This window comes from Ekhidna sp., from assembly GCF_963691765.1.
Classification (GTDB): Bacteria; Bacteroidota; Bacteroidia; order Cytophagales; family Cyclobacteriaceae; genus Ekhidna.
On the sequence record NZ_OY829375.1, the window covers coordinates 1,802,647 to 1,815,393 of the forward strand.

General features: G+C 38.6%; 15 protein-coding genes. 6 read left to right on the forward strand and 9 right to left on the reverse strand.

The features are described from left to right. Positions 1–39: 39 nt before the first annotated feature. Genes ACY650_RS08425 through ACY650_RS08440 form a run of 4 tightly spaced genes read left to right on the forward strand, consistent with a single transcriptional unit; the run spans position 40 to position 1,963 of the window. Positions 40–345, forward strand: a complete 306-nt coding sequence (locus ACY650_RS08425; RefSeq protein WP_462253685.1) for a hypothetical protein — start codon at positions 40–42, stop codon at positions 343–345. After that, a complete protein-coding gene (locus tag ACY650_RS08430; RefSeq protein ID WP_462253687.1) occupies positions 342–980 on the forward strand; it encodes an ATP-binding cassette domain-containing protein in 639 nt (212 codons plus the stop codon). Before ACY650_RS08425 ends, ACY650_RS08430 begins: the two co-directional genes overlap by 4 nt. A gap of 43 nt (positions 981–1,023) precedes the next feature. Beyond that, on the forward strand, positions 1,024–1,590 hold the full coding sequence (locus ACY650_RS08435; protein ID WP_462253689.1) for an RNA polymerase sigma factor: 567 nt from the start codon (positions 1,024–1,026) through the stop codon (positions 1,588–1,590). Next, positions 1,577–1,963 carry a DUF6768 family protein gene (locus ACY650_RS08440; protein ID WP_462253691.1) on the forward strand — a complete coding sequence of 129 codons (387 nt, stop codon included), beginning with the start codon at positions 1,577–1,579 and terminating at the stop codon, positions 1,961–1,963. Before ACY650_RS08435 ends, ACY650_RS08440 begins: the two co-directional genes overlap by 14 nt. Here ACY650_RS08440 and ACY650_RS08445 read toward each other — a convergent pair. Further along, a complete protein-coding gene (locus ACY650_RS08445) occupies positions 1,956–2,468 on the reverse strand; it encodes a DUF350 domain-containing protein (RefSeq protein ID WP_462253693.1) in 513 nt (170 codons plus the stop codon). The two genes, ACY650_RS08440 and ACY650_RS08445, sit on opposite strands and share 8 nt — an antisense overlap. Then, positions 2,458–3,258, reverse strand: a complete 801-nt coding sequence (locus ACY650_RS08450) for a hypothetical protein (RefSeq protein ID WP_462253694.1) — start codon at positions 3,256–3,258, stop codon at positions 2,458–2,460. Before ACY650_RS08450 ends, ACY650_RS08445 begins: the two co-directional genes overlap by 11 nt. A gap of 57 nt (positions 3,259–3,315) precedes the next feature. On the opposite strand from ACY650_RS08450, the gene ACY650_RS08455 reads away from it, so the two are divergent. Next, positions 3,316–3,789: a BLUF domain-containing protein gene (locus ACY650_RS08455; RefSeq protein WP_462253696.1), complete on the forward strand. Its 474-nt coding sequence runs from the start codon at positions 3,316–3,318 to the stop codon at positions 3,787–3,789. Positions 3,790–3,821: 32 nt separating this feature from the next. Then, positions 3,822–4,277 (forward strand): DUF6265 family protein, encoded by a 456-nt coding sequence (locus ACY650_RS08460; RefSeq protein WP_462253698.1) that lies wholly within the window; start codon positions 3,822–3,824, stop codon positions 4,275–4,277. A 28-nt stretch (positions 4,278–4,305) separates the two neighbouring features. On the opposite strand, the gene ACY650_RS08465 is transcribed toward ACY650_RS08460, so the two are convergent. From ACY650_RS08465 to ACY650_RS08495, 7 genes are all read right to left on the reverse strand, one after another. Further along, positions 4,306–7,551 (reverse strand): S41 family peptidase, encoded by a 3,246-nt coding sequence (locus tag ACY650_RS08465; RefSeq protein ID WP_462253700.1) that lies wholly within the window; start codon positions 7,549–7,551, stop codon positions 4,306–4,308. A 140-nt stretch (positions 7,552–7,691) separates the two neighbouring features. Continuing rightward, positions 7,692–8,867, reverse strand: coding sequence for an MFS transporter (locus ACY650_RS08470; protein WP_462253702.1), 1,176 nt, complete (start codon positions 8,865–8,867; stop codon positions 7,692–7,694). Continuing rightward, entirely contained in the window at positions 8,864–9,877 is a 1,014-nt protein-coding gene (locus ACY650_RS08475; protein WP_462253704.1) for a glycosyltransferase family 2 protein, read from the reverse strand. Before ACY650_RS08475 ends, ACY650_RS08470 begins: the two co-directional genes overlap by 4 nt. Then, a complete protein-coding gene (locus tag ACY650_RS08480; RefSeq protein WP_462253706.1) occupies positions 9,874–10,581 on the reverse strand; it encodes a TIGR04283 family arsenosugar biosynthesis glycosyltransferase in 708 nt (235 codons plus the stop codon). Before ACY650_RS08480 ends, ACY650_RS08475 begins: the two co-directional genes overlap by 4 nt. An 8-nt stretch (positions 10,582–10,589) precedes the next feature. Then, entirely contained in the window at positions 10,590–10,934 is a 345-nt protein-coding gene (locus tag ACY650_RS08485; RefSeq protein ID WP_462253708.1) for a DUF4260 domain-containing protein, read from the reverse strand. 11 nt (positions 10,935–10,945) lie between these two features. Then, the gene (locus tag ACY650_RS08490; protein WP_462253710.1) at positions 10,946–12,208 is read right to left on the reverse strand and encodes an aminotransferase class V-fold PLP-dependent enzyme; all 1,263 of its coding nucleotides are present in this window, start codon (positions 12,206–12,208) and stop codon (positions 10,946–10,948) included. Positions 12,209–12,243: 35 nt separating this feature from the next. After that, the gene (locus ACY650_RS08495; protein ID WP_462253712.1) at positions 12,244–12,723 is read right to left on the reverse strand and encodes an SRPBCC family protein; all 480 of its coding nucleotides are present in this window, start codon (positions 12,721–12,723) and stop codon (positions 12,244–12,246) included. Between the last annotated feature and the right edge of the window lie 24 nt (positions 12,724–12,747).

The following is a 12,747-nucleotide window of genomic DNA, read 5'->3' on the forward strand; positions in this document are numbered from 1 at the left end:
GAAACCAGTTTGGCTTAACTTTTGGTTAGAGTCCATGCTATGAAGCGATGGATTCGTATTAGCAAACTTGTTTTTACAGAGTTTGCCCAATTTAACCTGCTATTCACCCTAATAAGCATCTACACCCTGATAACCTACGGTGAAAAAAGTCATGGGGAGATCGTATTAACAAAGATGGCCGGGTACCTGGCGACTTTTGCGTACTTCTACTTTTTCAGAAATAATCGCATTTACTTCTTTTTCAACCTCGGGTGGGGAATTAAGCGCCTGGCAGTTGCTTCATTTTTAATGGATCTGATCATTACAGTCATTTCACTTTACATCGCCAACCTGCTATTCAGATGAATATACTTGAAGCCGATAGCATAAACATCGCCTTTGATGGCAGGACCATTCTTTCAGATATCTACGTAAAATGTGAGACCAACGAAATTGTAGGGTTGGTTGGTAGGAACGGCTCAGGTAAAAGCACACTAATGAAAATACTCTTTGGTTCTCTTCGGGGAGAAAACCAATCTGTGAGATTCAACAAAACATACTATCACATTCCCTTCGAGAATAAAGGACTCATTAATTACTTGCCTCAAGATATTTTTCTTCCAGATAAATTGACTTTTCGCGAAGCGAGAGAATTATATGATATAAAAGCAGAATTTGAGGAAACAAAGGAAATAGAAAATATAAGACTTGGACAGCTGTCAAAAGGACAAGCAAGGTTCTTAGAAACACTCATTATTCTCTACGCACCAACCATGTTTGCCCTTCTTGACGAACCCTTCTCTTACCTTTCACCGGTATTAATTGAGAGTCTTATTCCTCATATCAAGAAGCAATCACGAGTAAAGGGGATCATTCTTTCCGATCATAGCTATCGGACGGTTTTAGATGTATGTTCAAGGTTTTATTTTCTAACTGACGGCTACCTACAAAGCATCTTTGAAAAGGAAGAACTACAGCAATTTGGCTACCTTCCTGAATAATTAATTGAACCTTACACAGATCTATCCGACTAAAGGGTAAGAAATGAAACCTTCGGATCAAATAATTGAAGAATGGCTGGTCATCAATTGCCAAGCTGGAGATCGCAAGTCTTTGGAACTCCTCGTGAAGCGATGGAATTCAAAAATGATTGGCCGTGTATACAATACTACTAGGGACGCTTCAGCCACTAAAGACATTGTGCAAGAAGCATGGATAGTCATCATCAAAAAATTAAAAACATTAAGAGATCCGAGTGCATTTCAAGGGTGGTCATTACGTATTGCTACCACCATGTCCATAGACTGGATACGATCTAATCAAGTAAATAGAAAAAGGGAAGCAATCCGTGAACAAGCTCAAGCTGAATTTGATGATAACACCAGTAGAGCACCCGAGAAAACATTGAAGGCGTTGAAGGTCGCTATCGATCAGATGCCAAAAGAACAGAGGAGCGTAATTCAACTTTTCTATCAAGAAAATTTATCAATAATCACCATTGCAGGAATATTGGAATTGCCTGTTGGAACAATAAAGTCTCGCCTCTTTAGGGGGCGAGAACACTTAAAAAATATTTTGGAAAACAAATTTTATGAAGATGAAAAAGAATGAAGAAATCGATCAGTTGATCAAAGAGGCTTTGTCAGCAGATGAGAAGGAACTATTTGATTCATATGATGAACAAAACTTGCTTCAGATGATCGGGGGACTGTTTGACGGGAAGCTAAAGTGGCTCAATACGTTAACAATTATTGTTCAGGTCGTTGTTTTTGGGTTTTGCGTATACTTCGTATATCGATTTTTCACTACTTCGGAGACGGCCGAATTGATCAAGTTTGGTATTGGTATCATTGTCACGATGATTTCGATTACCTATATCAAAATCTTCCATTTAATGGAAATGAATAAAAACGCTACGATCAGAGAAATGAAACGTGTTGAGCTTCAACTCTCGATGCTTGCAGGAAAATTGAATGCTAAATAGGTGGTAATTCAGGATATGGGATAATTGCTTCAATCAAAAGCATCACACCATCTTTGGTAAGTAATGTCAGCGTAATCAATATACTGCTGATAATAAGGGAGACGCCAACATTGTTTTTTCTTATCTCTTCAAACTCATCTATCGGGGTGAGTTTGCTGTATAAAAACGTACTTATAAGACCGATCAAAACTGTTGATGTGTAAGCTATTGCAATGTAAATAGCACCAGTCGCGATATATTCAAATGCAAGGCTAAAGCTATTTGCACTTCGATTTAAGAGTCTGAAAGAAGAAATCAACGGCTGAACAATCCCACTGATCATGATCCCTACAGAAAGAATAATTGCTGAGGTAAAAATGCTGTATGACAAATTGTAGTCTTGAATTTTATAGTATTTTCTTCCCACCCATTGCACGATTTTGTAGGTCAATGCGAGAATGAAAATCCCAATAGTAATGGCTGAGATTATTTCAATTAAAGCTAGTAAGGCAATTTTAGAGTTCATTGACAAGTGCTATTTTCCAATAGTTGACATTATTTGAATTTGGAGGGAGCATTCCTATCGGCCATCCCTTACCCGTAGTTTCCCAAAAGTAATAGTTCTTTCCTCTATGCTTAAGATGGTCTCCAGAGGCAGCAATGTTTAAGGCCAACATCGCGTGTGCATATTCATTGCTCACCACAATCATCGGGTCATAATTCAAGGATTCAAGAATGGCATAAATCAAAACCGTGCGTGTATCACAGTCGCCATAAAGTGAATGAATAAATTCATAAGGAGACAAAAGACCAAATGCTATGTTTCCAATACACGGCTTCCCTTTATTATCAGACTCTACACATGGTTTTGAGCGTACATAGCTGTAGGGAATGTCTTGAACAAAAGAAACGATTAGCTCGGCAAGCTCATCTCTAGATAAGTTGTTTGTCTTAGAAACACCAACAAGCGAATCAGCTAAGAATTCAATGTATCGCTTACTGTCAGTAACTAGCTCCGAATAAATGTGACCCCATATTTCTTCATACTCTTCTCGATTAATTTCAATCTCATTTCGACTTTCACCTGATTCTAAGCTCGTTGATTCTATGGTGTTGTAGGAAACACAAAACGAATTGGATTGACTTGCAAAGTCCCATTCTCTCTGGTGCAGACGATCATTGTTGTCGTTGATTACGACATAATTGTCATCACAATTAGGTAGCTGATTCACCCCATCATCAAACATCGAAATGATTGAAGAAAGAAGAAAAAAGACCAATAAGACATAAAAAACAAACTGAAAAAAGCTTTTCATAAAGCTAAATATCCATAATTAGACGCTACATCCATTCACAATTTTTATTAAATTCAGATGATGACCTACTACACTATATACACAAGTACCCCTAAAGAGAAGATGACCATCGAAATGCTTAGGGATATTACCCTTTCTTCTCAAAAAAACAATCCAGCTAATGGAGTTACGGGAATCTTACTAGGTATTGAAAATAAGTTCTTGCAATATCTGGAAGGACCTGAAGAAAGCGTGGTGGCGCTCTTTGGTAAAATATGGAAGGACCCGCGTCATCATCAAGTTACACAGTGGGTAAAAGGATTCTCGAAGGATAGAATTTTTGAAAACTGGTCTATGGGTTCTTGGATGCTAACCAACGATGAACTCAAACAAATACCTGCTTTGTCTGATCTTAAAAATTTTCTGGATGACCCCTTAAATAGTGAGTTAAAGTCAGCAAAATTCATGACCATGATGAATGACTTATTAAAAACTTGGATTGCGCATGAACCAGAAAGGTTAAAAAAAATGCGTGATGAATTGTCCAGTTAGCTTTCATTCTATCGTCATTGATGAAAAAAGACATGAAGAAACTAAACCTAACACTATTGGCAATCACTCTTACAAGTATTGCAGCGCTAAGTCAAGAAAGTAAAACACCATACAGCTGGCTAGCAGGAACATGGACCGGAGATGGATTTGGAGGTACGTCCGAAGAAATTTGGTCGACACCATCTGAGGATGGAACCATGATGGGAGTATACAGACACCATAATGGTGACGGCAGCCTAAATTTTTATGAATTTTTAGTCTTGGATGAAACCGGATTGAAGCTCAAACATTTTACTCCTGAAATGGTCTCTTGGGAAAATAAGGAAGATTTTGTGCATTTCGAATTGATCGAGTTTACTGAGAATAAAATCGTACTCAAAGGGCTCGTTTTTGAGTTGAAATCTGAAAATGAAATGGAAATCAAATTGGACCTTAAAAACGGCGACAAGAAGTGGACTGAGGTATTTAAGATGACAAGAAAAAAATAGGACTGCTTTTCAACAGTCCTTTTTTCTATTACCTATCTTCTTTTTCCGGAGGGGCCGGTTTCCCGTTATAATTTTCTAACTGCTCGTTTATGTAATCAATTGCTCTTTGCAATTGAGCATCATTCCCTTGTGCAAGTTGTCCTGGGTTTTCTTTCACTTCAATGTCCGGATCTACCCCATGACCCTCTTTAAACCACTCTCCATTTGGATCATACATTCGGAAAGTAGGAACTGTAACACTTCCGCCATCGATAAGAGACGGAACACCTGATATTCCTATCAAACCTCCCCAAGTTCTTGACCCTATCAGTGGTCCTAAACCTGCTTTTCGGAAGTAATCAGGGAAGGCGTCACCTCCAGAACCGCTCCAACCATTGATCAACATTGCTTTTGGACCAAAGTTACCTGCTGGTGGCCAAGACCAAGTCTCCCCATCTCTTACAGCCCAATATGCAAGCGGCTTTCTGTCCAACATCTCAATGAATCGATCTGGAATTTGACCCCCACTGTTGAATCGTTCATCTATAATCAATGCATCTTTATGTAATTGGCCCGTAAACTGCCTTATTAGTTCATTCTGACCATCTATACCCGTACTTCTGACATAGATATATCCTGCTCTTCCATTCGTTTGTTCATCTACCTTTTTGCGATTAGTTTCTATCCATTCAAGATGTCTTAGTCTAGACTCACTTCGCATTGTTTTTACTAATACTTTTCGTGAATTTGATAAGGAAGCTGAACTGTTAACCGTCAACTCAACCGTTTTGCCTGACATCCCCTGGAAAGCTGCAAAGGGATCATTGGAAGCATCAATTGGAGTGCCATTTACGGCAAGGATGTAATCGCCAACGCCAATATCAACTCCCGCTTCGTCCAGTGGAGATCGAACTTCTGCATCCCAGGAAGCACCTCTAACGATTCTTCCAACCTGGTAATATCCATTCGATTTTTTCCAATCTATTCCTAAGTATCCAACATTCATATTCGAAGATCTTTCTTGATCTCCACCTCCTCGGTATGTATGCGAGGCATTTAACTCACCAATAAGCTCCCCTAAAATGTAATTTACATCCCATCTTGTCACACATTGTTGAATTAGTTTTTCATATTGATCACCAATAGCATTCCAGTCTACACCATGCATGTCTTCGTCATAGAAAAAATCTCTTTCTAATCTCCAAGCCTCTCGAAATATCTGCTTCCATTCATTCATAGGATTTACCATCATCTTGGCATTAGACATATCTACTGTTTTATCAAACTTCTGTCCTTCTCCAATACTTACAATCCCAACATTTCCGCCACTTGAAACAGCTATCTTTTCTCCGTTAGCGGCTATTTCAAATCCGTATGCATTATTCATCAACGTTTTCACTTCTCTTGCCTTTATATCATAGAATTTAACCGCAGAACTGCCTTCTGCAGAACCGCTATTTGGATATTGTATAAAGACTACTTTTCCAGAAACGGCTTCTAAACCACCATAATTTCCTGCCGCTACAGGCAAGAGTATTATTCTGCTTTCAAAACCATCTATATCAATTTTTACCGAATTATCAGATTTTTCATCAGAATCCTTTTTGCCTTTCTTTTTCTTGTCTCCGTTTTCCTCTTTTTGCTCTTCTTTCTTGATTTCTACTTCATCATTTTTTGGGGCAAGCAAATGCTCTGTCGATTTAGTTAGCGGTACTGCTGCAATAACAGTGCTATTCGGATAAACAAACGTGTTGTCTAAATCGGAATACACTGGTCTAATATTTCGATTTGTTAAGAAAAACAAGTACTTGTTATCTGGATCAAAAGTTGGTGAATAATCACTGTAAAACGAACCTGTGACTTGATATCCTTTTTTCGCTTCCGTATCGTACAAGTGAATCGAGCTGTTACTATTTAGGTTGTCTTTAGAATACGTAATCCACTTGCTATCTGAGGACCATGAAAAAGATGAATTTGCAAGAGCACCATGAAACATGAATAGGCCTTGATCCATCTTGGTTGTTTTGCGTGTATTTAAATCGAAATAATTAAGCTCCATAGCTTGGTTAACAAATGCCAGCTTTTTGCTGTCTGGAGACCAAAACATGTGATAATTAAATCCAGAGGTGTAGTTTGTTAATTTCTCAGTTTTGTTAGTCTCTGTATTATAAACCATCAATTGGTATTCTCCGCTTGCGTCGCTCCAATAAGCTATTTTTTTTCCATCAGGAGACCAGCTTGGAGTTCTATCATTTGCCCCATCACTATTCGTTATGTTTCTTGTAACACCATTTTCTGCTGGTATTGTGAAAATATCACCTCTTCCAGAGATTATCAGACGCTTTCCATCAGGCGATACATCATACCAGTTCATGTAATCTCCTGCACTCACCATTTTATCTCTAAGAGAGATCTGGTCCGCGATAACATCAACAGTTACTTCACGTGTTTGCTGAGATGCTAAATCCATCAAATAGAGCTTTCCTGCATTCTCAAAAACAATATCGCTTGGACCAGAAGATGGAAAATGAATATCAAACTCTGAATAATTTGTTATTTGATTGTTACTTCCTGACTCGGTATCATAAGCCCATAGATTATATCTGCTGTTGGGTCCATTGTCGGATGAGTAGTAAATCTTACTACCGCTCCACATTGGGAATTCATCACTAGAAGCATTGTTAGTGATATTAACGGATGTATTTGTAGCTAGATCATATGTCCAAATATCTGGTGCCCATCCTCCCTTGTATCTTTTCCAAGTTCGATTAATTCTTGATTTGAAATTAAAAGCAAGTTTAGTCCCGTCAGGAGAATAGGACCCTAGACTACCATATGGCATCGCAAGCTTCTGTGGAAGGCCACCATCAACACTTACTTCAAAAAACTGAGAAAAACGTTGACGTCCACTTTCTCTTGAAGAAGCAAAGAGAATTTTTGATCCATTCGGATGCCATTCCAATACTTGATCGTAACCACCGTGGGTGGTTAATCTCGTCGGAACACCTCCAGTTGAAGGAATCACGTAAACATCCCAGTTTCCATCATAATTAGCAGTAAAGGCTATTTTATTGCCATCGGGAGAAAATTTTGGAAATTTTTCCTCCCCTGTAGGAGAGCTCAGCTTATTCGCCGTTCCTCCTTCTTTGGGTACTACCCAAATATCTCCGGCATAAACAAATGCAATGGTGGTTTCAGATACGTCAGGCTCTCTAAGCATTCGTGCATTAATCTGAGCTAAACTCTCACTAGCAAAAAAGCATAGAGTAATGATCGCAATTAGGTTTTTCTTCATGTTTTTAGGGTTGGTTCAAAAATGAATTTATAAAGAATACTTTAACGTACTAAATGGTTACATGTTAGTGTTCTAAAATAATAGATTCATTAGAACGAAAGATTGTTTCAATTCTTTTTCGACAGCTAAATTTTATACTTTCATTTAGAAGAATTAGCAAGACTAATCAAAGCATATAATCCAAGCATAGGACCAATCGCCAATGGCAACAATGCCAGTCGTTCATCAAAATTTTCGATCATATAGCCGACTAGCTGAATACTCAGTATTGTAATTGCAAAACCGATGCTATTTACAATAGTAATGGCAGTTCCTTTCAATTCTGGAACTGCTCTATTGGCAACCAGTGAGCTAAAAAGTGGTGAATCCGCAATTACAACCATTCCCCAAAAAGTCATTAAAGCAAGGAAATATGATCTATCGAATTCAAAAAAGAACGGAGATAAAACACAGCATAATCCAGACAGGGTAAGAAACAATTTTGCAGTTCTTTGTGTCCCAAACTTTTCAGAAATATATCCCCCGATAAAACATGCAACTGATCCCATTGCGATGATCAAAAACGATTGAAAAGAGATGGTGTCATTTTCATAAAATCTCAGATGGCCGTTGTTACGGATAACAACTGGCACGAATGCCCAGAACGCATACAGCTCCCACATATGTCCAAAATATCCAAAGGCCGCTGCACGAAATTCAGAATCTTTGAAGACACTTCCCATAGCTTTGAACTTAGGCTTTTGGCCAATTCTTCTGTAAGGCCCTTCCTTTACCAAAAGGACGATTAATAGACCACCAATAACGGCTAAAAATGAAGTTACCACTACCACGCTTTTCCAATCCAAAGAGGTATCAAAGCTGGCAATGAAATGAGGAAAAGCTGTACCAAGTACTAATGCTCCTACCAGAAAACTAAGTGCTTTTCCAAGTCCATCTTTATAATAATCTGCAGCTATTTTCATACCTACAGGGTAGATTCCAGCCAGGAAAAAGCCAGTAAAAAATCTAAAGAGAAGAACACCGCTAAACGAAAGCTCAGCTATCATTACAGCGTTGCAAAGTGCGCCCAAAAGCGCACTGAGGAAAAATACTTTTGATGGATGGAAACGATCTGCAATAGTAAGAATCGCATAAACCAGCGTGCCAATTATAAAACCAAACTGCACTGATGAAGCCATGTAACTTGTATCGGCCAAGGTCAAGTCCAATTTGGTGGCAAATTCAGGCATTATTGCGTTTCCCGCGAACCAAAGCGAGGTACAAAAAAATTGAGCAGTTACAATTACCGGTAGGATATGTTTAGAAACACTACTCATGCAAAAAACCAATAATCATTCACGGGTTCTTTGCCCCAAGACGCTAACTGATTACGAATTATGATTTTATCTTCTGGTGAGGTCACTACAATGAGAATTTGTGGATTTTGGAACTCCGTAATTTCCTCGAAGTGCTTCATCTTAATGCCATAAACGTCTTTACCAATCTTTCGCTCATTGTCGCAAACCCAATGAAACGTATCCTCCTCTTCTAAAAGTAGTTTGGCTAAGTCTTTCCCATTTTTACCCGCACCCCAAAGCACCAGCGGACGCTCTCGGTTTCTATCTAGCTGATAAAAATATCGAAGCTTCATTTCGAAGTATCTATTGTCTTTATACTCTTCCCATGTTCTGGAAATTCTGTCGGCTCGATCTCTCCAGTAGTGAAGAACTTTATCAAGTCCATGTACTTTCAAGCCTTTTTTATAAAAGCGAAAACATAAATCGTAGTCTTCCGGATAAATTTCTGGATTAAATCCGTCTACACTATCAAAATCATCTCGATGAATGATCCAGCAATGAGATGGAATCACACACTCTTGGTAGATTTCCTGATAATGCCTTTCGTTTCTTGCAACATCATTCAACCACTCCTCATATCTACGAAAACCATCTCCAACTTCTCCCTTATCAACGAAATGTTCTGTCCCACCAGCTATGATGTGTCCCTTACCATATTTGAGCCACTCATTAACTAGCACTTCTAGTTTATCTTCAGGCATCTTATCGTCTGAGTCCATCCGATTGATTAAGTCTCCTTTGGCAACAGCGTACCCTTCTTTTAGCGTTGGAATTAGTTTCGCTCTTTTGCTATGAACCACTTTGATTCTGTCATCTTTATCGGCATACCAATTCAATATGTCTGGGGTTCGATCAGAAGAATGATCGTTGATGGCTATTAGCTCCCAGTTTTTATAGGTCTGCCTGGTAATAGAATCAATACAATTAGGAAGGTAAGGTGCGGTATCCTTTGCCGCCATTATGATGGAAACGAGGGGTTGCTGGTTCATTTTGGGTTTAGGTTTTTGCTCCAGTACTTATCTGCGTATCTGGAGACGGGTAGCCCTAAATTAAAACGAATGAACATATTGGTATCAAACCAAGCTACTTTATAAAAACCAAGATCGTCAAATCGGCGTGGAGATGTAATAATGCCAGGATTAATCAGACTTAATCTTCCACGTTTTCTCAGTGCTTTGCTAAGATACGCAGCTTCCATCAGCGGTTGTTTCGGAACTCCACCTATCGCCAATAACGTGGATTTTCTTGCGAATATGGCCTGATCCCCATAATAGGCTTTGTCTAATCGGTAGCGAATGCGGTTTATAATGGTCAAAAGGGATAGCTTCCAATCTGGCTTATGAAAGGAAAATTCAAATGCCCCACCTACAACTTTGCTGTTCGATAGCTCTCTATAAATAGCCAAATCAAAATTCTGCGGCAGTAGAGTATCGGCATCTAGAAACATCACAATTTCACCAGTTGAATGATTCAAACCATAATTCAAACTATCATACTTCCTCATTGCAAATTCTGGCTTACAGTAGACCTTTGTCTCTCTATTTTTTATTTGGTCAAGTGTACCATCCATGCTACCGGCATCAACCACAATAATTTCTAGCGCTTCTGGTCTATCTGCAACACTCAAAGTATGCTGAATTGTTGCATTGATGTTCGTTACCTCATTCAGAGTTGGTATGACGATAGAAATCACGACAATACTTATAGATTCCCTAGATGTGTATGCTTGAAGTTGTCATTATACTTCAATCCATATCCAAATATGCGATCCATACTTGCATGACCAAATAGTATAATGCCAGCCAGTTGGAGCTCGACAATGGCCCACCAAAATCCTAAAAATCCAATAACTATTGCTACACCTTTATGGTGGAAAATATTATAAAGCATTGCACCCAAATTGGTGTTGACCAAATAGCCAAGCATGCCTATGTCGGGAGTAAGAATAAAAACAAGATAAATCCACCATGCATAGTCGAGAAAACTGAAGAGATATATCGAAAGAAGAAACATTAGCAGTTCTTCAAGCTTTAACAAGTTTTTCATTTGCAAAAATGTTATGCGATTGATTTCAATGCCTTTAGTAAGGTATCTAATTCAGAAGTAAGATTATATAAGCTTGGCGTCACCCGAACGACTTCTTGATCTTCTAAGAATCGAATCACGGTAAATACTTTCCAATCATCATAAAGTTTAGCTATGACATCTTTTGTCTCTTTCCCTTCGATTTTGAAGCTTGCAATTGCACAACTTCTATCTTCTTGAGTTGGTGTGGTAATAACAACATTCGGAATATCCTTGGCCCTTGAAGTCCAATAGTTTTGAAGGTATCGTAAACGATTCTCTTTAACCGGTAACGTCACTGTCTGGTTGAATTCCAAAGCATCAGCTATTGTTAGAAGTGTAGGCACTGAAAGTGTTCCAAAATGCCCCAATCTACGGATGTCATCTTTTTCTCTTCCACTATCTCCAAATAATGGAGTTAGGTCTTTAATGCGATTCTTATTCACATACAGAAGTCCCGCACCCAAGGGATTTCCAAACCATTTATGAAGGTTTACTCCCACAAAGTCAGCACCTAAATCCTTCAATCCGAATTCAAATTGGGCGAAACTATGTGCGGCATCAACAATGATGTCAATTCCTTGCGACTTAAAACGATCTGAAATTTTCTTTACTGGCATGATTTGACCAGTTAAGTGAATCATGTGAGTGACAAGGATACATTTAGTTTTTGGTGTGATTGCCTGTTCATACTGTGACAGAATTTCTTCATCATCACTTGGCGTTAGCGGAATTTTAACGCGCTTTATTTTAATGCCTTTTTGGATTTCAAGCATCTCAAAAGCCTCGATCATACTGAAGTAATCCTGACCAGAAAGAATCACTTCATCTCCTTCTTTCCAATCGAGCCCTTGAATGGCAATGTTCAGTGCCTCCGTTGCATTTCTTGTGATTAATGCTTCTTCAGGATCAATGCCTGCAAAAGCCGCAAGGTCAGCAACGATTCCTTTGATCTCCTTGCTATACTTTGTCCTTAAAAATCGAGATGAGTTTATGTTCACCATCTCAATATTCTTGAGGTAAGCTTCATAAACGGGTTTAGGTTGCACACCAAAATACCCATTCTCTAAATTGATGAAGTCCTTAGGCACATCGTAGAAATCTCTCCTAAACTTCTTCCAAAATTTTTCATCCGCAGGGTTAGAATCAAATTGATTCTTGTATTCAGAAATGTGAACTTGGCTTGCTTTAACAGATAGAAACGGCAGAGACGCCATCCCTAGACTTAATCCTTTTAATACTTTTCGACGGTCCATATCAATATCGATTTTACACCGTCATTAAAGATAGGCTACTCTTTGAACATCTCGTCAAGCACTTTTACTCGATAGTTAAAAATTCCGGCAAGTTGTTTTTTCACAAATAAGACTTGCGCTATATGCCCCAGGATTCCAAAGGGAATTTTATAAGATACCTTATCGGTCATCAGGACCCCATTGTCTTTAATTTCAAAATGATGTTCATGATGCCACATGCTATATGGACCAAATCGTTGCTCATCGACGAAAAACTTTTGATCTTCTACATGAGTAATTTCAGTAACCCAGCTTGTCTTTATACCGGGAAGTGGAGAAACTTTATATGAAATGATTTGGCCAGGATACATGCTTCCAGGCTCTCCGGAGGTTATCTTAAAACCCATATGGCTGGGTGTGATTCTTTCTAAGTTTTTTGGAGATGAAAAAAAATCCCAAGCCTTTTCTAGTGATATAGGTAGAAATTGCTCCACCTTCAATGTATATATCCCTGAATGTTTAGTGATGTTAACCATACGGTCTTAACCAATATACTTATG